20 protein-coding genes, 1 pseudogene and 2 riboswitches are annotated in these 22,426 nt (G+C 69.7%); of the genes and pseudogenes, 15 read left to right on the top strand and 6 right to left on the bottom strand.

Going from position 1 to position 22,426, the window contains the following annotated elements:
• Positions 1-18 precede the first annotated feature (18 nt).
• Together rfbD and rfbB are read right to left on the bottom strand one after the other, a co-directional pair.
• Positions 19-909 (bottom strand): dTDP-4-dehydrorhamnose reductase, encoded by an 891-nt coding sequence (gene rfbD, locus ACCD11_RS24805; RefSeq protein WP_413315838.1) that lies wholly within the window; start codon positions 907-909, stop codon positions 19-21.
• On the bottom strand, positions 906-1,976 hold the full coding sequence (gene rfbB / locus ACCD11_RS24810) for a dTDP-glucose 4,6-dehydratase (RefSeq protein ID WP_413315839.1): 1,071 nt from the start codon (positions 1,974-1,976) through the stop codon (positions 906-908). The genes rfbD and rfbB overlap by 4 nt, the downstream gene beginning before the upstream one ends.
• A gap of 114 nt (positions 1,977-2,090) precedes the next feature.
• A riboswitch (glycine riboswitch) is annotated at positions 2,091-2,187 on the top strand.
• 7 nt (positions 2,188-2,194) lie between these two features.
• Positions 2,195-2,300, top strand: a riboswitch (glycine riboswitch).
• Between the two features lie 91 nt (positions 2,301-2,391).
• On the opposite strand from rfbB, the gene ACCD11_RS24815 reads away from it, so the two are divergent.
• Positions 2,392-3,693 (top strand): D-amino acid dehydrogenase, encoded by a 1,302-nt coding sequence (locus tag ACCD11_RS24815; RefSeq protein ID WP_413315840.1) that lies wholly within the window; start codon positions 2,392-2,394, stop codon positions 3,691-3,693.
• Positions 3,694-3,699: 6 nt separating this feature from the next.
• On the opposite strand, the gene ACCD11_RS24820 is transcribed toward ACCD11_RS24815, so the two are convergent.
• The 3 genes from ACCD11_RS24820 to ACCD11_RS24830 all read right to left on the bottom strand — a co-directional run bounded on the left by ACCD11_RS24820 (position 3,700) and on the right by ACCD11_RS24830 (position 7,296).
• On the bottom strand, positions 3,700-4,980 hold the full coding sequence (locus tag ACCD11_RS24820; protein WP_007838952.1) for an FIST C-terminal domain-containing protein: 1,281 nt from the start codon (positions 4,978-4,980) through the stop codon (positions 3,700-3,702).
• Positions 4,981-5,025: 45 nt separating this feature from the next.
• On the bottom strand, positions 5,026-5,793 hold the full coding sequence (locus ACCD11_RS24825) for a PhaM family polyhydroxyalkanoate granule multifunctional regulatory protein (protein WP_413315842.1): 768 nt from the start codon (positions 5,791-5,793) through the stop codon (positions 5,026-5,028).
• 78 nt (positions 5,794-5,871) lie between these two features.
• Positions 5,872-7,296, bottom strand: coding sequence for a PLP-dependent aminotransferase family protein (locus tag ACCD11_RS24830; RefSeq protein WP_413315844.1), 1,425 nt, complete (start codon positions 7,294-7,296; stop codon positions 5,872-5,874).
• Positions 7,297-7,410: 114 nt separating this feature from the next.
• On the opposite strand from ACCD11_RS24830, the gene ACCD11_RS24835 reads away from it, so the two are divergent.
• The 11 genes from ACCD11_RS24835 (at position 7,411) to ACCD11_RS24885 (ending at position 15,719) form a co-directional block, all read left to right on the top strand.
• The gene (locus tag ACCD11_RS24835; protein WP_413315846.1) at positions 7,411-8,010 is read left to right on the top strand and encodes a LysE family translocator; all 600 of its coding nucleotides are present in this window, start codon (positions 7,411-7,413) and stop codon (positions 8,008-8,010) included.
• Positions 8,011-8,018: 8 nt separating this feature from the next.
• Positions 8,019-8,966, top strand: coding sequence for a DMT family transporter (locus ACCD11_RS24840; RefSeq protein WP_413315848.1), 948 nt, complete (start codon positions 8,019-8,021; stop codon positions 8,964-8,966).
• 2 nt (positions 8,967-8,968) lie between these two features.
• Positions 8,969-9,376: a VOC family protein gene (locus ACCD11_RS24845; RefSeq protein ID WP_413315850.1), complete on the top strand. Its 408-nt coding sequence runs from the start codon at positions 8,969-8,971 to the stop codon at positions 9,374-9,376.
• 58 nt (positions 9,377-9,434) lie between these two features.
• Positions 9,435-10,637 carry a PLP-dependent aminotransferase family protein gene (locus ACCD11_RS24850; protein WP_007838940.1) on the top strand — a complete coding sequence of 401 codons (1,203 nt, stop codon included), beginning with the start codon at positions 9,435-9,437 and terminating at the stop codon, positions 10,635-10,637.
• Positions 10,638-10,651: 14 nt separating this feature from the next.
• On the top strand, positions 10,652-11,290 hold the full coding sequence (locus tag ACCD11_RS24855) for a LysE family translocator (protein ID WP_413315852.1): 639 nt from the start codon (positions 10,652-10,654) through the stop codon (positions 11,288-11,290).
• A 14-nt stretch (positions 11,291-11,304) separates the two neighbouring features.
• Entirely contained in the window at positions 11,305-11,946 is a 642-nt protein-coding gene (locus ACCD11_RS24860) for a glutathione S-transferase family protein (protein ID WP_007838937.1), read from the top strand.
• Positions 11,947-12,078: 132 nt separating this feature from the next.
• Positions 12,079-13,002 (top strand): PhzF family phenazine biosynthesis protein, encoded by a 924-nt coding sequence (locus ACCD11_RS24865; RefSeq protein WP_413315853.1) that lies wholly within the window; start codon positions 12,079-12,081, stop codon positions 13,000-13,002.
• 23 nt (positions 13,003-13,025) lie between these two features.
• On the top strand, positions 13,026-13,718 hold the full coding sequence (locus tag ACCD11_RS24870; protein ID WP_413315854.1) for a VOC family protein: 693 nt from the start codon (positions 13,026-13,028) through the stop codon (positions 13,716-13,718).
• A 2-nt stretch (positions 13,719-13,720) separates the two neighbouring features.
• The gene (locus tag ACCD11_RS24875) at positions 13,721-14,353 is read left to right on the top strand and encodes a LysE family translocator (RefSeq protein WP_007838930.1); all 633 of its coding nucleotides are present in this window, start codon (positions 13,721-13,723) and stop codon (positions 14,351-14,353) included.
• A gap of 12 nt (positions 14,354-14,365) precedes the next feature.
• Entirely contained in the window at positions 14,366-15,337 is a 972-nt protein-coding gene (locus ACCD11_RS24880; protein WP_007838927.1) for a threonine dehydratase, read from the top strand.
• Between the two features lie 187 nt (positions 15,338-15,524).
• Positions 15,525-15,719: a hypothetical protein gene (locus tag ACCD11_RS24885; protein WP_413315855.1), complete on the top strand. Its 195-nt coding sequence runs from the start codon at positions 15,525-15,527 to the stop codon at positions 15,717-15,719.
• A gap of 74 nt (positions 15,720-15,793) precedes the next feature.
• Here ACCD11_RS24885 and ACCD11_RS24890 read toward each other — a convergent pair whose 3' ends face one another.
• Positions 15,794-16,624 (bottom strand): creatininase family protein, encoded by an 831-nt coding sequence (locus tag ACCD11_RS24890; protein ID WP_413315856.1) that lies wholly within the window; start codon positions 16,622-16,624, stop codon positions 15,794-15,796.
• 371 nt (positions 16,625-16,995) lie between these two features.
• Here ACCD11_RS24890 and pgaA point away from each other — a divergent pair, with 371 nt between their 5' ends.
• The 3 genes and pseudogenes from pgaA to ACCD11_RS24905 all read left to right on the top strand — a co-directional run.
• Positions 16,996-19,509: a poly-beta-1,6 N-acetyl-D-glucosamine export porin PgaA gene (gene pgaA / locus ACCD11_RS24895; protein WP_413315858.1), complete on the top strand. Its 2,514-nt coding sequence runs from the start codon at positions 16,996-16,998 to the stop codon at positions 19,507-19,509.
• Positions 19,509-21,569: a poly-beta-1,6-N-acetyl-D-glucosamine N-deacetylase PgaB gene (gene pgaB, locus ACCD11_RS24900; RefSeq protein ID WP_413315860.1), complete on the top strand. Its 2,061-nt coding sequence runs from the start codon at positions 19,509-19,511 to the stop codon at positions 21,567-21,569. Before pgaA ends, pgaB begins: the two co-directional genes overlap by 1 nt.
• Positions 21,566-22,318 (top strand): annotated as a pseudogene (locus tag ACCD11_RS24905) (glycosyltransferase family 2 protein); the annotation flags it as partial. The gene pgaB and the pseudogene ACCD11_RS24905, both read left to right, overlap by 4 nt.
• Positions 22,319-22,426 lie beyond the last annotated feature (108 nt).

A 22,426-nucleotide genomic window follows, 5' to 3' on the forward strand; every position in this document is an offset into this window, starting at 1 on the left:
ACTTTTTCTCGTGAAGATTCAAAGGATTTCGCGCAGCATGCGCGCGACGCCTTCCTGCCAGGGCGGCAGGCGCAAGCCGAAAATGGTCTGCAGCTTGGAGGTGTCGAGCCGGGAGTTGTGCGGGCGCTTCGCCGGAGTCGGGAAGGCGCTGGTGGGCACCGCCTCGACAGCCTGCGGGCCGGCCTTGAGTTCGACGCCGGCTTGCTGCGCCAGTTCGAGTACGAAACGCGCGTAGCCGTGCCACGTCGTCTCGCCACCGGCAATCGCGTGATAGAGACCCGCCTTCGCCGGATCCTGCAGCGTGGCTCGAATGGCATGCGCCGTCACGTCGGCCAGCAACTCGGCCCCGGTCGGCGCGCCGAACTGGTCGTCGATGACGGTCAGCTTCTCGCGCTCCTTCGCCAGCCGCAACATGGTCTTGGCGAAGTTGCCGCCGCGCGCCGCGTACACCCAGCTCGTGCGAAAGATCAGATGGTTTGGGCAGTTCTGCGCCACCAGTTGCTCGCCTTCGAGCTTGGTCTGTCCGTACACGCTGAGCGGGCCGGTCGCGTCGCCTTCTTTCCAGGGCCTGGTGCCGCTGCCGTCGAAGACGTAGTCAGTCGAGTAGTGCACCATCAACGCCCCGATCTGCTGCGCGGCCTCGGCCACCACGCCGGGCGAGGTGGCGTTGAGCTTGCGTGCGAAATCGGGCTCGCTCTCGGCCTTGTCGACCGCCGTGTGCGCCGCGGCATTGACGATCACGTCGGGGCGAACCTTCAACACCGTCTCGGCCAGTTGCTCGGGGCGGCTGAAGTCGGCGTTGAAATCGGTGCTGTGGAAGTCGAGCGCGACCAGTTCACCCAGCGGCGCAAGGCTGCGCTGCAGTTCCCAGCCGACCTGCCCGCCCTTGCCAAGCAGCAGCAACTTCATGCCGCAGCCTTCGCGTCGTATTGCTTTTCGACCCACTCGCGGTAGGCGCCGCTTTGCACGTTGTGCACCCATTCGCTGTTCGCGAGATACCACTCGACGGTCTTGCGGATGCCGGTGTCGAAGGTTTCGGCGGGCTTCCAGCCGAGTTCGCGTTCCAGCTTGCGCGCGTCGATGGCGTAGCGGCGGTCATGGCCCGGACGGTCGGTGACGTAGGTGATCTGCTCCTTGTACGGCTTGCCGTCCGCGCGCGGGCGCAGCTCGTCGAGCAGCGCACACACGGTGTTGACGATCTCGATGTTGGGCTTCTCGTTCCAGCCGCCGACGTTGTAGGTCTCGCCCAGCTTGCCGGCCTCGAGCACGCGTCGGATGGCGCTGCAGTGATCCTTCACGTAGAGCCAGTCGCGCACCTGCATGCCGTCGCCGTACACGGGCAGGCTCTTGCCGGCCAGCGCGTTGACGATCATCAGCGGGATCAGCTTCTCGGGAAAATGGAACGGGCCGTAGTTGTTCGAGCAGTTGGTGGTGACCACCGGCAGGCCGTAGGTGTGGTGCCAGGCGCGCACGAGGTGATCGCTGGCAGCCTTGCTGGCCGAGTACGGGCTGTTGGGCTCGTATTTGTTTTCTTCGGTGAAGGCCGGATCGGTCTTGGAGAGCGAGCCGTAGACCTCGTCGGTCGACACGTGCAGGAAGCGGAAGGCGGCTTTCTGCTCGGCCGGCAGTGCACTCCAGAAGCCGCGTACGGATTCGAGCAGGCGGAAGGTGCCGAGGACATTGGTCTGCACGAAGTCTTCAGGGCCGTGGATGGAACGGTCCACATGCGATTCGGCCGCAAAGTTCACCACGGCGCGAGGCTTGTGTTCGGCCAGCAGGCGGTCGAGCAGCGCGCTGTCGCCGATGTCGCCCTGCACGAAGACGTGCTTCGGGTTGTCCTTGAGCGATGCGAGCGTCTCGAGATTGCCTGCGTAGGTCAGCTTGTCGAGGTTCACGACCGGCTCGTCGCTGTTGGCGATCCAGTCGAGTACGAAATTGGCGCCGATGAAGCCGGCGCCGCCGGTTACCAGGATCATGGGGTCCCCTGAATGTTTGTGAGAAGTTCGGTGCGGCAGATTAACAAATGATTATCCCATCGCTCATATGGGCAAAAGTCACAGGTCGGTAGTCGCACGAACCCCGCCTACAATCGCCCCACTGCAGGAGAGCGGGCCACCCAGGTGGCCCTACCGAAGGCGCAAACTCCCATAAACGCTCAGGTCGGCCCGAACAAGGGGTCTGTACTGCACCAACTGAAACGCCGTCTGGAGAGCCGCCACGCCATGTGGCGCACCGAAGGAGCAAACCCACTGCGGGCGCAGCGGGTGAATCTCTCAGGTACCAAGGACAGGGGGAGCGGCAACTTGGACGGCGGTCGTCCGGTTGCTCGCTATTGATTCAATAGCACACCACGCCCGCCGTTCAAGCGCTGCAACCTCAAAGGTACTTGAAATGCGCGTGATCGTTCTTGGCGCCGGCCTGCTCGGCGTGACCTCGGCTTACTACCTCCAGCAACTCGGCCACGAAGTGACCGTGATCGACCGGCAGGCCACCCCGGCCGCCGAAACCAGCTTCGCCAACGGCGGGCAGATCTCGGTCAGCCATGCCGAACCCTGGGCCAATCCCAGCGCGCCGCTGAAGGTGCTGCAGTGGCTGGGCAAGGAAGACGCCCCCCTGCTCTTCCGCATCCGCGCCGACATGCGCCAGTGGCTCTGGGGCCTGCAGTTCCTGCGCGAATGCACGCCGGCGCGCACCCGCCACAACATCGAGCAGATCGTGCGTCTTGGTACATACAGCCGCTCGATGTTGCAACAGTTGCGCCGCGACACCGGTCTGAACTACGACCAGCGCACGCAGGGCATCCTGCACTTCTACACGACGCAGAAAGAGTTCGACGGCGCCCTCGCGCCCGCCGAGCAGATGCGCGCCCTGGGCTGCGAGCGCCAGGTCATCTCGGCCGACGAAGCCGTGAAGATCGAGCCCGCCCTCGCCCACATCCGGCCCAAGCTGGCCGGCGCCACCTACACGGCCGAGGACGAGTCCGGTGACGCCAACCGCTTCGCGCGCGAACTGGTGGGCCTGGCCACGGCAGCGGGCGTCAGGTTCCTGATGAGCCACACCGTGACCGCGCTGCGCGAGGCCGGCGGCAGCATCGACCACGTCGAGGCCACCGACAGCGAAGGCCGCTTCCAGCGCATCCGCGGCGACGCCTTCGTGCTGGCGATGGGTTCGCTGAGCCCGCTGTATGCCGCGCCGCTGGGCATCCGCCTGCCGATCTACCCGGCCAAGGGCTATTCGGTGACGCTGCCCGTGAAGGACGCCTCGAAGGCGCACCAGGTCTCGCTGACGGACGACGAATTCAAGCTCGTGTTCTCGCGCTACACATCCGAGTCGGGCGACCGCCTGCGCATCGCCGGCACTGCCGAGCTCAATGGCTACGACCGCGACCTGAACCGGGTGCGCTGCGAAGCCATCGTGCGCCGCGTGGAAGAGCTGTTCCCGGGCGCCGGGGATACCACACAGGCGCAGTTCTGGACCGGCCTGCGTCCCGCGACGCCGAGCAACGTGCCGCTCATCGGCAAGACCAGATTGCCGAACCTGTTCCTCAACACCGGCCACGGCACGCTCGGCTGGACGCACGCCTGCGGTTCGGGCAAGTCGATCGCGCGCATCGTGAGCGGGCTGGCGCCGGAGGTCGATTTCGTGTTCACCGGCATGCCCGCGCCCGCGCCGCGCGCGCTGCAGCCGGCCTGATCGCCGTCAGTCGTTGCTGGCGAACACCGTCAGCACGCCGGTATAGCCATACAGATGGTGGCGAGCGATCTCGCCCGCCGCGAAGAAACCCACCAGCGGCACGTCGCCCAGCGCGTGCCGCACGATCTGCAGTTCCGCCCCCGGCGCACCGAAGTGCGGGCCGCCGCGCCCGGAACAGCTGACGTACACCGCCCCCGCGATGCGCCGCGCTGGATGCGGCGCCGCCTCGGCCTCGCCTGCCGCCACGGCGCGCGCGGTGGCCAGCGTCTGCTCTTCGGGCTCCAGTTCCTCGCGGATTTCGGCGCAGATGCGCATCAGGTCGGCACGCGCGGCCTGCGCATTGCGGCGGCAGAAGCTCAGCCGCATGCCGGCCTCGGCCACGTCGGCGATCGCGATGCCGCGGCGCGTCGGGTCCAGCCCGATGATGTGGCGCACCAGCACGTCGGCCCCCAGGTCACCGGTGCGGCGGATGCCGTCGCTGCCCGCGTCGGCCAGGCCGACCAACGTGTTACGCACGGCGTCGATGGCCTCCTGCGGCCGCTCGAGCGACACCTGAAGGTCGGCCAGCAGCACGTCGAGCGCTGGCTCGCCGTCGAGCTTCAGCAGCAGGTTGCCATCGGCCTCGGTGATCTCGCGCTCGCGCGCCGCCCCCGATCGCAGCGGCTGGCAGCCCTGCGTGACGCGCGACACCAGCCGCACGCCCTCGCCGAAAACCACGCCTGACAGGCCGCCCGAGAACACCCCGCCCGCCGCCCCGTGCCCGCGGATGTTGCCGTTGCCGCCGACCGCGAACTGCAGCGCGCTGCCACGCCCCGAAGACAAACCGCCGAACAGGTAGCCCGTGTTCGTGCGCCCCGCCATCTCGGCGATCAGCTCGGCAAGGTCGGGGGTGGCCGGGTCGGCATGCACCAGCGCCGTGTGGGCCTCGAAGCCGCTCATCTCGGAGTTGCCCAGCGGCGCCACGCCCGAGAACACGCGGTATTGGTCGCTGGGCAGGGCACAGAGCATCAGGCTCAGCCCGGGCTCGTCGAAATACTCGGCATTGTTGGCCGACACGCCGACGCCGACCGTGCCCGACCAGTCGGTCACTTCGGGCAGCTCCGCGCTCAGGTGATCGAGGATGTCCTGCGCCTCGCTCGCATAGTGGTCGGTGATGTAGAGCAGCCCGAGCGTCGGCGAAGACGCGTAGTCGGGCAAGGCCATCTGTGCGCGCAGCTGGGCCAGCACGAGGCCGGCCGCCATACGCCATTGCGGATGGGTGGCGTGGCCGGAGGGAAACAACTTCATGGTGCGTGCCAACCCGTTCTCTTCAACGAATGAATGTGTATGACGTCAACGCCGGCCGGAGGTTCGCTTGCGGGCGGCGGTCGACGGCCTTTTCTTTGCGGCCGATGCTGCAGTCTTCTTGGCTGCTGCGGGCTTGCGGGCAGCCGCAGCGGGCTTGCCCATGACCGTGTCGACCGCGTCGGCCAACGGCTGGGCCATGGCCGGCACCTTCAGCTGCGCCGCGTCCTGCAGCGCCGAGCTTGCGATCTGCTGGAACTGCTCGGTGAGCGAGCCCCACCACTGCATGGGGTCGACCACGCCGGGGCCGTCGGGCGAGCCGGCATTCGCCTTGGCCGCAGCAGGCCTGCTGCGCGGCTTCTTCGGCGCCGGAGCTTGCTCCTCGGGCATCTCGTCCGCGTCTTCGACCTCTTCGGGTTCGGGTTCGGGTTCGGGTTCGGGTTCGGGTTCGGGCTCGGGGGATGCCGCTGGTGCCATCGCGGCTGCCTGCTTGGTGAACGCGTTGGCGATGTCTTCCATCCGCACATTCATGCCGCGCAGCGTCGACAAGGTCATCTTCTGCACTTCGAGCGCCTGGATGGTGGCCTTGAGGGCATGGCCGTTCTGTTCGAGCCAGTACTGCACGGTCTTGAGTTCCTGGATGCGCTTGTCGACCTCTTCCACGCTCAGCGTGGGCGCCACCCAGCTCGCAAGGCTCGGCATCCCCGGCACCGAGCCGGCGCCCGAGCCCGCCGCGGCGCCGCCGGCGAGGTTCTTCAAGAAGTCGAATCCGGGAACGAACTGGCTGAAGTCGAAGGGCTTGCTGGCGTTGCTCATGCGGAGGTCTCCTGGGATGGTTTTCTTGTGTTGCCAGCTTACTCCAAGCCCCCGGCCTTTTTCGGCCTTTCGGCACCGTCAGAGTTCGCTTCGGACCTTGCTGAAGACCTTCCAGAAGGCCGCGTCCTGCGAGGTCGCGAAGTTGATCCGCATCATGGTGCTCGGCGGGCGGCGCGCGTGGAACAGCGAGCCCGGCGCCAACAGGTAGCCCTGGTCGAGCATGCGCTGCGTGAGCGCGTCTGTGTCCACGCCCGTATCGACCCAGCCGAACAGCCCCGCTGGCTCCGAGGCGAAAGTGCAGCCATGCGACATGGCCAGCTTCACCGCCCGTCCCCGTGCACCGTCGAGGCGGATGCGCACGCGCTCCGAATGCCGGCGCAGCTGCCCCTGGTCGATGCACCACGACAAGGCCCGCTCGAACAGCGTGGGCGAGGTCAGCGTGGCCAGCAGCTTGGTTTCGAGCAGCCGTTCCTTCAGCGCGGGCGGCGCGGCCAGGAAGCCGATGCGCCAGTTGGGCGCCAGGATCTTCGCGAAGCCGCTCACGTAGATGGTGCGCTGCAGCCCGTCGAGCGCGCTGAGCCGGGTGGCGTGCTCGGGTGCGAGGTGGCTGTAGGTGTCGTCCTCGACGATGTGGAAGTCGTGCTCGTTCGCCAGCTTGAGCACGCGGTGCGCGCTGCCCGGCGTGAGGCTGTAGCCGGTCGGGTTGTGCAGCACGCTCACGCTGACGAACAGCTTGGGGCTGTGCAGCCTGCAGTACTGCGCCATCACGTCGAGGTCGGGCCCGTCGGCACGGCGCGGCACGGGCAGGATGCGCATGCCCAGCGCCTCGAGCCGCGCGAACTCCAGCGCCCAGCCCGGCTCCTCGACCATCACCGGATCGCCCGCGCGCAACAGCGTGCGGCTCACGATGTCCAGCGCATGCGTGGCGCCGATGGTGGTCACGATCTGCTCGGGCGACGCCGGCACGTTGATGCCCACCAGCTTCTGCGAGAGGCTGCGCCGCAGGCTCATGTCGCCGGCCGGCTCGCCGTACTGGAGCGACAGCTCCTGCAGGGCGGCTGTACTGGTCATGCGCCGCACGGCCGTGGGCATGAAGGTCGACGCCATCCAGTCCGGCGGGAACACGCCCATGCCCGGCTGCGGCTTGTCGCTCGGGCGGTGGAACATGCTGCGGATCAGCGAGCTCGCATCCGCCGGTATGCGCGAGGCCATCATCTGCATGACCATGGGCGCGGCCGCGGCCGGATTCGGCGGACGGCCCTCCTGCGCAGGGGCGGAATCCCGCACATAGAAGCCGCGCTGCCGGCGGGCCTCGACGAGGCCCTGCGCCAGCAGCTGGTCGTAGGCGGCGACGACGGTATAGGGACTCACGCCCTGCTGCCGCGCGCATTCGCGCACCGAGGGCAGGCGGGCGCCGGGCGGCAGCAGGCGGGTGCGGATGCGCTCGGCCAGGCGGTCGGCCAACTGCCCCGTCAGCGACTGGGTGGAGGTGCGTGTCAGCATGCGTTTTCCGGGGCCGTGCCAGCTTCTGTGTCGAAGGACTGACCAATACAGATTGCCTGATTGTTCGACCATCTGTACCGGAACTGTAATGGTCTCAAGTTTAGAGTGTGTGTCATGAACTGGCAAGAATTCACCGCGCTGCTGGTGCTGGCCACGGCGATGAGCTTCTCGCCCGGTCCCAACACCACGCTCTCCACCGCCCTCGCGGCCAACGGCGGCCTGCCGCGCGCCATGCGCTTCGTGGTCGCGGTGCCCGTGGGCTGGACCCTGCTGCTGGCGCTGTGCGCCGCCGGCATTGGCGCGCTGGTGGTGGCCATGCCCTCGCTGCGCCTGGCCATCAAGGGGCTGGGCATCGGCTACCTGCTGTGGCTCGCGTACAAGCTCAGCGGCAGCGCCACGCTCGGCAAGGCCGACGGGGCGAGCCTGTCGGTCGGCTTCGGACAGGGCGTGATGCTGCAGTTCGTGAACATCAAGGCGTGGCTGCTCGCGCTCACGCTGGTGGCGGGCTGGATCGCCGGCCAGCCCGACGCCCTGGGCCGCTTCGCCATCGTGGCGCCGGTAATGCTCATCTATGCCTTCACGAGCAATTTCGCCTATGCGATGGTCGGCGCGCTGCTGCGCGAATGGCTTGCCAAGGGTTCGCGGCTGCTGTGGTTCAACCGCGCGATGGGTCTCGTCCTCGTGCTCACCGCCTGGTGGATGGTGAGCGTATGAAGCTCGCCATGAAAGACGAGACGCTGGGCATGTGGCTCGGCGTCATCGGCGTCGCGATGTTCGCCGTCACCCTGCCCATGACGCGCCTGGCCACCGGCTCGCAGGACGCGCCGCAGCTGTCGCCGTGGTTCGTCACGCTCGGCCGTGCGGCGCTGGCAGGCGTTCTGTCGGCCATCTTCCTGCTGGCAACGCGCTCGCCGAGGCCCGCCGCGCACCAGTGGAAGCCGCTGGGCATGGCCGTGCTGGGCAACGCCATCGGCTTTCCGCTTCTGCTGGCCTTTGCGCTGCGCGTGGTCACGGCCAGCCACGCGGCGGTGGTGACGGCGCTGCTGCCGCTGGTCACGGCCGCCGTGGCGGCCCGGGTGCTGCACCAGCGCGCGCGGCTCGGCTTCTGGCTCTGCGCCATTGCGGGCAGCCTGCTGGTGGTGGCGTTCTCGGTACTGCGCGCGAGCCAGGGTGGCCATGGCTTCGGTTTCGAATGGGCCGACCTGCTGCTGGTGGGCGCGGTCATCGCCGCCTCCTTCGGCTACATCTACGGCGCACAGGTCACACCATCGCTGGGCGCCGAGCGCGTGATCTGCTGGGTCTGCGTGATGGCGCTGCCCTTTACGCTGCCGGCCGCGCTGGCGCTGTGGCCGCAGCAGCCCGTCGCGTTGTCGGCATGGGTGGGCTTCGTCTACGTCGGCATGTTCTCGATGTGGATCGGCTTCTTCGCCTGGTACCGCGGCCTCGCCCTCGGCGGCGCGCTGCGCGTGAGCCAGACGCAGCTGCTGCAGCCCTTCCTGTCGATCCTCGCGTCGATCCCGCTGCTGGGCGAACCGCTCGACGTGGTGACGCTGGGCTTCGCCATCGCGGTGGTGGCCACGGTGGTCATCGGCAAGCGCCTGTCGCAACCCCAGGCCGCGCCAGCTGCAGCATCGCTGCCCGCAGGCGCCGTCGGCCCGGGGAGAAGCTGACGATGTTCAGCCACATCACCGTCGGCTGCACCGACCTGCCGCGCGCCGCCGCCTTCTACGACGCGCTGCTCGCCCCGCTCGGCCTGAAGCGCCGCCCGGTCACGCCCGACGGCGGGCCCGAGGCGGCCTGCTGGGTCGTGCCGGGGCAGGTGCTGCCGCGCTTCTACGTGTACATCCCGCTGGACGGCGAACCCGCCAGCGCCGGCAACGGCAGCATGGTCGCGTTCTCCGCGGCCTCGGCCGAAGCCGTGAATGCCGCCCACGAGGCGGCCCTGCGCCACGGCGGCCGCGACGAAGGCGCGCCGGGCCCCCGCCCACGCTATGGCCATGGCTATTACGGCGCCTACCTGCGCGACCCGGACAGCAACAAAATCCATGTCGTGTACCGTGGCGACATCCCAACGGACTGACCTCCGGCCCGCCTGCCCCCTATCCGAATCTCACCTCACCGCCTGAAAGAAGAAAGCCATGAACTGGAAACTCGCCGCCCGCGCCGCCAAGATGAATCCTTCGGTGCTGCGTGAAATCCTCAAGGTCACCGAGCGCCCCGGCATCATCAGCCTGGCCGGCGGCCTGCCCTCGCCCAAGACCTTCCCGATCCAGGCCTTTGCCGATGCCTGCGCCGAAGTGCTGCACAACGACGGCCAGGCCGCGCTGCAGTACGCCGCCAGCGAAGGCTACGCGCCGCTGCGCCAGGCCGTGGCCGACATGCTGCCGTGGGACGTCGATGCCTCGCAGGTGCTCATCACCACCGGCTCGCAGCAGGGCCTCGACCTGGTGGCCAAGGTGCTGATCGACCCGGGCAGCAAGGTGCTGGTCGAGACGCCCACGTACCTCGGCGCGCTGCAGGCCTTCGGCCCGATGGAGCCGCACCCGGTGGGCGTGGCCAGCGACGACGACGGCGTGATCGTCGAAGACCTCGTGGCCAAGGCCAAGGACGCACGCTTCGTCTACCTGCTGCCCAACTTCCAGAACCCCACCGGCCGCACCATGACCGAGGAGCGCCGCGCCGCCGTGTCCGCCGCCGCCACGGCCGCCAACCTGCCCATCGTCGAGGACAACCCCTACGGCGAACTCTGGTTCGACGAAGCCCCGCCGCTGCCGCTGGCCGCGCGCAACCCCGAGGGCGTGATCTACCTGGGCTCGTTCTCGAAGGTGCTGGCGCCCGGCCTGCGCCTGGGCTTCCTGGTGGCGCCGAAGTCCATCTACCCGAAGCTGCTGCAGGCCAAGCAGGCGGTCGACCTGCACACGCCGATCTTCACGCAGCGCATGGTCTCTGCCGTGATGAAGGACAAGTTCCTCGACCGCCACGTGCCCACCATCCGCGCCCTCTACAAGCGCCAGCGCGACGCGATGATCGCCGCGCTCACGCGCGAGATGAAGGGCCTGGACGTGAAGTTCAACGCGCCCAAGGGCGGCATGTTCCTGTGGGCGCGGCTGCCCGAGGGCGTCGACACCGTCACGCTGCTGCCCAAGGCGGTGGAGCGCAACGTGGCCTTCGTGCCCGGCGCGCCGTTCTATGCGGGCGAAGGCGATCCGCGCACGCTGCGCCTGTCGTTCGTGACGGCCAGCGTGGAAGAAATCGACATCGCCATCGCCGCGCTGGCACAGACGCTGCGCGAAGAGCTGGTGCTGCTCGGCGACAGGCAACTGGCCGCCGCGCAGGTCTGACCCGGGAGCCTCCCTTGATCGGCCTCGCAACGCTCTCGCTCTTCCTGCTCGCGGTACTGGCGCTGTTCCTGTCGCCCGGCCCGAACATGGCCTTCGTGCTCTCGCACGGCGTGGCCCACGGTCCGCGCGGCGGCTTTGCGGCGGCCCTCGGCATCTCGGCGGCCGACCTCGTGCACACGCTGTTCGCCGCCACAGGCGTCACCGCGCTGGTGGCGGCGTGGCCGCCCTCGTTCGACGTGCTGCGCTATGCGGGCGCGCTGTACCTGGTGTGGCTGGCAGTGCAGGCGCTGCGAAGCGGCGGCGGCCTTCGCATGGGCGCGCAGGCGCAGCCGGCCGGGTTCGGGCGCATCGTGCGCATGGCGCTGCTGAACAACCTCGTCAACCCGAAGGCGCTGCTGTTCTTCATGGTGTTCCTGCCGCAGTTCGTCGATCCGGCGCGCGGCAGCGTGCCGCTGCAGCTGGTGCAGCTCGGCGTGGTGCTGTCGATGGCCGCGCTGGCCTTCAACACGCTGCTGGGCGCATGCAGCGGCCAGATCGGCCGCTGGCTGCACAGCCGCCCCGGTGCGGCACGGTTCCAGAGCAGCCTGCTGGCCGCCGTGATGCTGGGGCTGGCCGTGCGCCTGCTCTTCCTCGACCGTCCTTCACCCCGCTGACAAAGAAACCGACCATGCTCAACATCTGGGGCCGCATCAGTTCGATCAACGTCCGCAAGGTGGTGTGGTGCGCACAGGAACTCGGGCTCGACTTCCAGCGCACCGAGGCCGGCGGCAGGTTCGGCGTGGTGCAGACGCCCGAATACCTCGCGCTCAACCCGAATGCGATGGTGCCCACCATCGACGACGGCGAAGGCGCCGAGCGCGTGACGCTGTGGGAGTCGAACGTGATCGTGCGCTACCTCTGCGCGAAGCATTCGCACGGCACCCTCTACCCGAGCGAGCTGCCCGCGCGCTTCGACGCCGAGCGCTGGATGGACTGGCAGCAGACCACGCTCAACCGCGCGAGCCGCGACGCCTTCGTGCAATGGGTGCGCACGCCGCCGTCGGAGCGACAGTTGACGCTCATCGACGACTCGGTGCGCGCCAGCGAGGCGCTGTTCGCAATGCTCGACGCGCACCTCGCCCGCCAGCCGTACATGGCCGGCGAGCGCTTCACCATGGCCGACATCCCCATCGGCTGCGAGGCGCACCGCTGGTTCGGCCTGCCCCCCGCCGAATACCGCCGGCCGACGTGGCCGAACGTCGAGCGCTGGTATGCCGAACTGCTTTCCCGCCCGGGCACGCGCGGCGTGCTCGACCTGAGCCTGGAATGACCCCCGGTCTCCGCGCACTTCGTGTCGCTTCGCCACCCCCTTCCAGGGGGCAGCACCTGTGGCCCGGGAAAGCCGATCCACGGTGTTTCCCCGACTGACATCGCCCATTGATCTGATCCTCCCGAGTCTCCAATGAAATCCCGCCCCTTCAAGCAAGTCGACGTCTTCACCGCCACGGCCTACCGCGGCAATCCGCTCGCCGTCGTCATCGACGGCACGGACCTCGACGACGCCGCGATGCAGCGCTTCGCGCAGTGGACCAACCTGTCCGAGACCACCTTCCTGCTGCCGCCCACCGACCCGGGCGCCGACTACCGCGTGCGCATCTTCACGCCCGGCGGCGAGCTGCCGTTCGCCGGCCACCCGACCATCGGCAGCTGCCATGCGTGGCTGCAGGCCGGCGGCAAGCCGAAGGCCGCCGGCCTCGTGGTGCAGCAGTGCGGCGCCGGCCTCGTGCCGCTGCGCCGTGAAGGCAGCCGCCTGGCCTTCGCCGCGCCGCCGCTCAGGCGCAGCGCCCCGAGCCCCGCGCTGCTGGCCAAGGTGGCCGGCGCGCTGGGCCTGAAGGCGCAGCAGATCATCGCGGCGCAGGTGCTCGACAACGGCCCGGTCTGGTTCGGCCTGCTGGTCAACGATGCCGACGCCGTGCTGGCGCTCGCGCCCGATCACCGCATGCTCAGGGAGCTGGGCGTGAAGGCGGGTGTGGCCGGCGTGCCCGCCGCGCTCGACACCTCGCCGCTGATCGGCCGCTCGAACCGCGAGGCGCGCGCCTTCGGCAACCGCCCGGCGGCCGCTTACGACGACGGCGCGAAGATCGACCTCGAAGTGCGCGCCTTCGCCGAACCCATCGGCGTGCAGGAAGACCCGGTCACCGGCAGCCTCAACGCGAGCCTGGCCGAATGGCTGATCGCCGACGGCCACATGCCCGAGCGCTACCTCGCCGCGCAAGGCCAGTGCCTGGGCCGCGCGGGCCGCGTCCACATCGAGCGCGACCCCGAGGGAAAGATCTGGGTCGGCGGCGATGCCGTGACCTGCATCGACGGCCACGTCACGCTCTGAACCTCGGCGAGAACCATCGCACCATGCACGCGCAGCTCGACCACCTCGTGATTGCCGCCGCCTCGCTCGCCGAGGGCGTGGCGTGGTGCGAAGCGACGCTCGGCGTGACGCCGGCACCGGGCGGCTCGCATCCGCTGATGGGCACGCACAACCGCCTGCTGAACATCGCGAGCGACGCCTTTCCTGCCGCCTACGCGGAGATCATCGCGATCGAGCCGGGCAAGCGGCCCTCGCGCCCCAAGACGCACCGCTGGTTCGACCTCGACGACGCCGCGATGCAGGCCGGGCTCGCGCGGCACGGGCCGCGGCTGATCCATTTCGTCGCCCGTGTGCCCGATGCGCATGCGGCAACGCGTGCGCTCGCGCATGAAGAGCACGCGCACATCGACCGCGGCCAGCTGCTCGAAGCCTCGCGCGACACGCCCGCCGGCCGGCTCGAGTGGCAGATCACCGTGCGCGACGACGGCCAGCGGCTGTTCTACGGCGCGCTGCCCACGCTGATCCAGTGGGGGCCGGTGCATCCGACCGATGCCATGCCTGCGTCGGGTCTTTCGATGCGCTCGCTGCGCGCCGTGCATCCGCGTGCGCCCGCGCTCTCCGCCGCGCTGTCGGCCATCGGCATGACCGTCATGGCCGTCGCTGCCGGAGCGCCCAACCTCATCGCCGTGCTCGACACGCCGCGCGGCCCCGTCACCCTCGAATCCCAAGGACTCTGACCATGCTGAGCCTCCCTGAAATCGCCTTGTTCGCCCTCGCCTCGCTGCTGCTGGCGCTCACGCCGGGGCCGAACATGATCTATTGCGTCTCGCGCACGCTGATCCAGGGCCGCCGCGCCGGGCTCATCTCGCTGGGCGGCGTGCTGATCGCCTTCCTGGCGCACCTGTTCGCCGCTGCGCTCGGGCTCACCGCGCTGCTGCTGGCCGTGCCGCTCGCGTTCGACGCGATCCGCATCGCGGGCGCGGCCTACCTGCTGTGGCTCGCGTGGCAGGCGGTCAGGCCCGGCGGCAATGCACCTTTCGAGGCGCGCGTGCTGCCGGCCGATCCGCCGGCCAGGCTGTTCCGCATGGGCTTTCTGACGAACCTGCTGAACCCGAAGGTGGCCATGTTCTATCTCTCGTTCTTTCCGCAGTTCATCCATCCCGAACGCGGATCGGTGCTGCTGCAGAGCATGCAGCTGGGCGTCGCGCAGATGACCGCGAGCGCCGCGGTCAACACGGTGATGATCGTCGGCGCCGCGAGCATCACGGCCGTGCTGTCGCAAAGCGCCGGCTGGCTGCGCGCGCAGCGCTACATCATGGGCAGCGTGCTCGCTGCCCTGGCCGTGCGCGTCGCGCTGACGGAACGCAAATAGATGGGACACCCGATGAGGTTCACCCGCGAAGAAATCGAAGCCGCGCAGCGCACCGTGCATGCGGCCATGCCGCCCACGCCGCAGTACGCCTGGCCGCTTCTGTCGCAGCGCCTGGGCGCCAACGTGTGGGCCAAGCACGAGAACCACACGCCGGCCGGCGCTTTCAAGATCCGCGGCGGGCTGACCTACTTCGAGACCCTGGCGCGCGAGCAGCCGGGCGTGCGCCACGCCATCAGCGCCACGCGCGGCAACCACGGCCAGTCGGTCGGCTTCGCGGCGCGGCGCCATGGGCTGGGCGCGACCATCGTGGTACCGCACGGCAATTCGACCGAGAAGAACGCCGCGATGCGCGCGCTCGGCGTCACGCTGGTGGAGCATGGCGACGACTTCCAGGCGGCTGCCGAGCACGCGGCCGCGCTGGCCGAGCGCGACGGCCTGCACCGCGTGCCATCGTTCCATCGCGAACTGGTGCGCGGCGTGTCGACCGCGTATGTGGAGTTCTTCGACGCACTGTCGGCCACGCCGCCCGACGTGCTGTTCGTGCCCATCGGCCTGGGCTCCGGCTTTGCCGCGGCAGCGGCGGCGCGTGCGCATTGCGGCGCGTCGACGAAGCTCATCGGCGTGGTGTCGGCGCACGCCACGGCCTACCGCGACTCCTTCCGCGCCGGCAAGCCGGTCGAGTCGCCCGTCACCACGCGGCTGGCCGACGGCATGGCCTGCCGCGTGCCGGTGCCCGAGTCGGTCGAGGTGATCCTGCGCGAAGCCGACGACGTCATCACCGTCACCGACGACGAGATCGCCGAGGCCATGCGCATCCTGTTCAGCGACACGCACAACGTGGCCGAGGGCGCGGGCGCCGCGGCGCTGGCGGGCGCGCTTCAGCAGCAGGAACGCTGGCGCGGCAAGACGGTGGGCGTGTGCCTGAGCGGGGGCAATGTCGATACCGGCATGTTTGCCGCGGTGCTGGGGCACAGCGCTTCGTAATCCGGAGTCAGCAGGGCCTGGGCAGCGGGCCGGTGTTGGCGGTGTCTCATCGGCACCGCCACCGCGTGCCTGCACGCCGGGAACGACCAACGCCAGAAGGCCGTTCAATCCGGACATCGACCCGGCTGGAGTCGGCGTGGACCACATGCGTGTGCATCGGGTCCCCGGTGCCATGCCGGACGACATCTTGGGCAAAGACACCTCAGGTGCGACCTTCACCAGCTACGCGGTGAACTTCATCTGGGCGCCGCTGCACAGCCTGGCCGAGCGGCTGTGCTACTGGCCCACCTTCCCGGAAGAATGGAACAGCGACTGCGGCCAGCGCCGCCGCGAGAGCGGCATCGGCGCCGAGGAACCTTTGCGCTGGAACATCAGGCCCTGACCTCGTCGCCTCGGCCATGGAGCTGAGCTTCGCGAAGGCGCCACTCTGCTGTCGCGCGTGAGGACGTCACCAGCTCATGGCAGCGGACCGGTATTGGCGGTGTCCAGCGGCAGCCTCGACACCTCTTCCAGCAGCAGCGCCAGCTGCCGGGCTGCCTCGTCGACCACCGCCTGCCCATGCGCCGCCGTGGCGGCAGCCGCGTTGCCGGCGGCGCCGTGCGGGTTGTAGTCCTCGATGGCCCAGCCCAGCTTGGCGCTCTTGCCGTTGCCCAGGATGGCGTAGTCGGCCGCGCGCTGGCGCGAGGTGGAGTCGAAATCCTGTGCCTCGCCCATGCGAACCAGCTGCGGCGACAGCGCCAGCATCATCGAGGTCTCGATCTCGCCCGCGTGCACGCCGAAGCGGTGTTCCTGCGCGCTGAACTGCGCGCCCGCGTCGCCCAGCGGCAGGTTGAACCAGCTCACGCTGTAGACGATGAGGCCGTGCTCGGCGCGCAGCTCGCGCGCCACGATGTCCATCGGGCCTACGTGGCCGCCGTGGGCGTTGAACAGCACCAGCTTCTTCACCCCGGCGCGCGCAACGCCGGCGCCGATTTCCTTCCACATGCGGATCAGCGTTTCGGCCGACAGCGTGAGCGTGCCCGCGAAGCGCGCGTGCTCAGGGCTCAGGCCGATCTGCTGGGTCGGCAGGAACAGCACCGGCAGTTCGGCCGGCAGCAGAGGCAGCGAGGCGGCGACGATGCCGTCGGCCAGCACGGTGTCCACGCCCAGCGGCAGGTGCGGGCCGTGCTGCTCGGTCGCGCCCAGCGGCAGCACCGCGACGGTGGTCGCCGCATCGAGCGACGCGAAATCGCGCGTGGTGAGCTGGGACCAGAAACGGGGCAACGGAGGGGCCGAAGGAGCATTCATCACGCAATCTTAGGCTGGTGGCGAGCCGGCCTCGAAAGCTTCGGTCCGGACAAGGCGGTCGACGCGGACGCCAAAAACGCCAAGCTATTCACACATACAACCAGTTCGTGGCACTTTGGTTTGCGTTAGTTAACAGTTCTGTCTAGAGTGATTCTTGATTTGATTTTCTAGAACCGCCGACCTGTCACATATCGGTGGTTCGGCTTTCGCGGCGGCATCTCTAGTCGTGAAAGCTGTGGTTCCAAGGGAGCAGAGTGTTCATCCAGAAAATAACTGGAGGCACGGTCACGGACGGACGCAAATCGGCGTCCGCCCGATCGTTGCCTCGCCATCTCGTGCAGGCGGCACGAGAATTTCCGTCCCTCGTCTGCATGCTGGCCTTCGGCGCGTCCGGGGCATTCGCAGGACCGTCGGTCACCGCGGCACCCGCGGTCGACCGGAGTGCATCAGCCTACGACGCCCAGCGGCACGATGCGCTGATCGTCGCGCGCCGCGAAGGCCGCATCACCGCGGCCCAGGCGCTGCAGCAATTGAAGGACTGGCTCGCCGCGCCGATCGACGGCGCAGCCCGCCAGCGAGTGGCCTCCGATGCGATCGCGATCGCCTCCGCCGACGGCCGCTTTGCCGAAGCCGCCGCGCTGGGCCGCCAGGCCAAGCCGTCGAGACTGAGCGACTACGCCCTGGGCCCGCTCGCACTGGCCGCGCGGCGCACGCATGACCTTGCCCTGCAGGGCGAGGCCATCGGCCTCTGGCGCGCGCATCAGCCCGGGGCGCGCGAGGCTCGCATCCACGAGGCCTACTGGCGCCTCGACAGCGGCGACGTCGCGGGCGCGCAGGCGCTGTACCGCGCGCTGTCGCAGCCGGCGCCCACGCAGGTCGAAGACCGCGTCGCGCTGCTGGAGCTGCGCGCCGCCCTGGCGCGCGCCGAAAAAGATCCGCTGCAGGCGCTCGCCGCCTATACCGAGGCCGGCGCACTGCGGCCCGGGCGCGGCGACATCCGGCGCGAGGCCGACTTCCTGCTCGCGAGCAGCGGCGCCGCATCGAGCGCCTTCGACAACGCCGAGGCAGCGGAGCGCGCCGCGCCGGGCAGCTTTTCGCCGCTGGCGCTTTCCACCCTGCAGCAGGAGGCGCTGGCGCAGCGGTTGCGATGGGCGATCCAGGCGCGCGACCAGCGCATTGGCGCGGAGCGCGTCACTGCACTCGATCGTGTACTCGGCGACCAGGAAGCCGCCTTGGCACGGGCCGATGCCGCGGCCTCGAAAGCCGCGCCCGAAGACGCCGGCGCATGGCGCACCGTGCGCGCGCGGCTGCTGTCCGATCGCCTGCTGGCGCTGGTCGAACGCGGCCGCCCGGCCGACGCCGTCGCGCTCTACGACACAGTGCGCGCCACAGGCACGGAACTGCCGCCCTACGGGCTCGGCGCCGCGGCGCGCGCGCTCGCACAGGAGCGCCGCTCGGCCGAGGCCGTGCCGATCTACGAGACGGCCATTGCCCGCGGCGGCGCCGACCTGCCCATGCCCAACGACATCCACCTGGGGCTGATCTACGCCTATCAAGACGTCGGCCGCTTCAGCGATGCCGAGGCACTGCTGCAGCGACTCGAAGCCGCCACGCCGGCCCTGCTGCACCTCGCGCCGGAAGCCGGCCGCCCCAACGGCGAGTACACCGAGGTGAGCGGCATGCGCGGGCTGATGCAGCTCTACACCGACCGGCCGGCGCTCGCGCAGCAAAGCTTCGCGGCCCTGGCGCGCGAAGCGCCGTTCAACGCCGGCTACGCCTCTGGCGCCGCCCTCACCGAGCGGCTGCGCGAGCACCCCGAAGCCGCGCTCGCACGCTTCGAGGCGCTCGCGACCGACGCGCCCTACGACGTCGGCGCGCGCACCGGCCACGTCGAGGCGCTGCTCGATGCCGGTGAATTCGGCGAAGCCCGCCGCCGCGCGGAATCGCTCGCCGCCGACCTGCCCGACTCGCAGCAGGTGCGCGACATGGAACGCAGGCGGCTCACCCAGGTCGGCCCACGGCTCGACGTGGACGCCGGAGCCTCCTCCGGCGGCGCGGCCATCGCCAACCGCGAATGGCGCATCGACAGCCGGCTCGCCTCGGGCCTCATCGACGACCAGTGGCGCGTGTTCTACGACCAGTCGCTAGGCCGCGGAACCACCGACCTCGGCAGCGCGAACTGGGCGCGCGGCGGCCTCGGCCTGGGCTGGCAGCGCGGCCGCTGGCTGGCCGAAGGCGTGCTGCAGCATGCGAACGGCGGCCCCTACCGCAACAGCGCGGCTGGCCGGCTCGACTACCGCGCAAGCGACGCCTGGCGGCTGTCGGCCACCTACGACGGCGACAGCAAGGAACTGCCGTGGAAAGCGCGCGTGGCCGGCATCGGCGCGCACGAGGCCGGCGCGAGCGTGGGTTACGTGGTGAACGAATCGCGCCGCTTCGACCTGAAGTGGCAGCAGCTCGACTTCAGCGACGGCAACCTGCGCAGCGGTCTCGGCCTCGGCTGGCGCGAACGCTGGGTGAGCACGCCGGCGTTCCAGCTCGAAACGACGCTCGGCGCCGACGCGAGCCGCGGCCGCGACATCGACACCGCGCCCTACTTCAACCCGTCGAGCGACGGCAGCGCGCAGCTCTCGGCACGCGCGCAGTGGCTTGGCTGGAAGCGCGACGACCGACAGTTCTTCCACGTCGTCGAGCTCGGCGGGGGCACCTATCGGCAGGCGGGCTTCGGCAGCGGCCCGACGTGGAGCCTGCGCTACGAGCACCGCTGGAACCTCGGTTCCAAGCTCGCGCTGCGCTACGGCCTGCGCATTGCCAGCCACCCCTACGACGGCGTGCGCGAACTACAGCGCGGCGTTTTCCTGAACCTCTCGATGCCCCTGCAGTGATGCGAACGACGAACAACCCTTTCACCTTCCTGCGCGCGGCCCTTGCGTGGCTGCTGCTGGCGCTTTCGCTGCCAGCCCTTGCGCAGCCCCTGCCGAGCGCCGACCCCGACGACGGCGTGAGCTTTCGCGTGATCGCCTTCCACGACGTGCGCGCCAACGTGCGCGCGAGCTTCGAAACCTCGCCCGAGGCGACCGCGGTGGACGAGCGCACCTTCGCCGAGACCTTGGCCTGGCTGCAGTACAACGGCCATCACCCGGTGAGCCTGCAGCAGATCGTCGATGCGCGCGCCGGCGGCAAGCCGCTGCCGCCCAAGCCCGTGCTGCTGACCTTCGACGACGGCTATCGCAGCGCCTACACCAAGGTGTTCCCGCTGCTCAAGCGCTACAACTACCCGGCGCTGTTCGCGCTGGTGACGAGCTGGCTCGAGGTGCCCGAGGGTCAACCGGTGCACTGGGGCGACAAGCCCGCGCCGCGTGAGAACTTCCTGCTGTGGAGCGAGGCCGCCGAGATGGCCCGCTCGGGCCTCGTCGAATTCGCGAGCCACAGCGACGCCATGCACACCGGCATCCTCGCCAACCCGCAGGGCAACATGCTGCCGGCCGCTGCCACGCACCGCTACGACCCCAAGACCGGGCGCTACGAGGACGATGCCGCCTACACGCAGCGCATCGAGTCCGACCTGCGCCGCAGCCGCGAACTCATCGAAAAGCGCACCGGCGCGAAGGTGCGCTCGATGGTGTGGCCCTATGGCGCCTACAACGCGGCAGCGCTCAAAGCCTCCGAGCGCGCGGGCATGCCCATCACCCTCACGCTGGACGACGGCTCGAACACGCCGACGGTTCCGCTCGCGCGCGTCCGCCGCGCGCTTGCGGAGTACGACAACGAGGCGCCCGAATACGCCCGGCTGCTGCGCAGCCCCGCAGGCGGCGAGGTCTGGCCCGTCAACCGCGTGATGCACGTGGACCTCGACTACGTGTACGACCTCGACCCGGCCCAGCAGGAGCGCAACCTCTCGAAGCTGATCGACCGCGTGGCCGCCGTGCGCCCGCGCTCGGTGTTCCTGCAGGCCTACGCCGACCCCGACGGCGACGGCGTGGCCGACGCGCTGTACTTTCCCAACCGGCACCTGCCGATGCGCGCCGACCTGTTCAGCCGCGCGGCCTGGCAGCTGCGCAGTCGCGCCGGCGTGAAGGTCTATGCATGGATGCCGGTGACGGCCTTCCGCCTGCCGGCCTCGAATCCGCTCGCCACCCACACGGTGATGGCGCAGGGCGGCGCGATGCCGGCCGGCCGCTACCACCGGCTCACGCCTTTCGACCCCGCGGTGCGCGCGCTGGTCGGCGACATCTACGAAGACCTCGGCCGCCACGCCTTCTTCGGCGGCCTGCTGTTCCACGACGACGCGACGCTGTCCGACGACGAGGATGCGAGCCCCGCCGCCCTCGCCACCTACGCCCGCTGGGGCCTGCCGGCCGACGTGGCCGCGATCCGCGCGAAGCCGGAACTGACGGCGCGCTGGACCGCCGCCAAGACGCGCTACCTGATCGACTTCACGCACGAACTGGCCGCGCGCGTGGGCGCCTGGCGGCCCGCGCTGGAAACCGCGCGCAACCTTTATGCGCGGCCGGTTCTCGACCCCCAGGCCGAGCAATGGTTCGCGCAGAACTACGAGGCCTCGCTCGCGGCCTACGACTACGTCGGGCTCATGGCGATGCCGCGCATGGAGCGCGAGGCCCGAACCGACGCCGACAGCGATGCCTGGCTCTCGCGGCTCGCGCAGCGCGCGGCCGGCACGCCGCGCGGCCTCGACGGCACCGTGTTCGAACTGCAGGCGCGCGACTGGCACACCGGCAAGCCCGTGCCCGACGCCGAGCTCACCCGCCAATGGACGCTGCTGCGGCGCGCCGGCGTGCGCCACCTGGGCTACTACCCCGATGACTTCCTGAACGACCAACCCTCGCTGGAAACCGTGCGCCGCGCGATCTCGATGCGCACGCTGCTGCCGCGCGCGCTGCGTGCCCCGGCCGCCGCGACGCCCCCTGCACAGCCCGCGCCATGAGCACCGTCCAGATCCTCGCGCACTCGTTGCCCACGCTGCTGTTCGGCTTCGTCTTCTACTACCCCTTCTTCATGGCCTACGTGTGGATGGCGGGCGGCCTCTCGCATGCATGGGTGTTCGAGCGCAGGCGCGACGCCGACGCCAATCCGCTCGACTCGCTGCCCTCGCACCCGCTGGTCACAGTGGTGGTGCCCTGCTTCAACGAAGCGCCGCACCTGCGCGAGGTGATCGAGCAGCTGATGCGCACGCGCTACCCGCACTACGAGGTCATCGCCGTGAACGACGGCAGCACCGACGGCACCGGCGAGCTGCTCGACCAGATGACGCAGGAATACAGCCGCCTGCGCGTGATCCACAACGCCAGCAACCAGGGCAAGGCGGTCGGGCTCAACACCGCCTGCCAGCTCGCGCGCGGCGAATACATCCTGGGCATCGACGGCGATGCGCTGGTGGACGTCGACGCCATCGCATGGATGCTGCGGCCGATGCTGCGCTCCGAACGCATCGGCGCGGTCACCGGCAATCCGCGCATCCGTACGCGCACCACGCTGCTCGGACGCATGCAGGTGGGCGAGTTCTCTTCGATCATCGGGCTCATCAAGCGCTCGCAGCAGCTGGTGGGCACGCTCTTCACCGTCTCGGGCGTGCTCGCCATGTTCCGGCGCCGCGCCGTGATCGAGGTCGGCTTCTGGAGCCCCGACGTACTCACCGAGGACATCGACATGAGCTGGAAGCTCCAGCTCGGCGGGGGGGGGGGGGGGGCGGAGGCCCCCCCCCGGCGGGGGGGGGGGGGGGGCGCCCCCGGGTGGGGGCGCCGGGGCCACCACCCCCCGCGGGGGGGGGGGGGGGGATAAAAA

The sequence above is a fragment of the Variovorax sp. Varisp36 genome (assembly GCF_047304235.1).
Lineage (GTDB): Bacteria > Pseudomonadota > Gammaproteobacteria > Burkholderiales > Burkholderiaceae_C > Variovorax.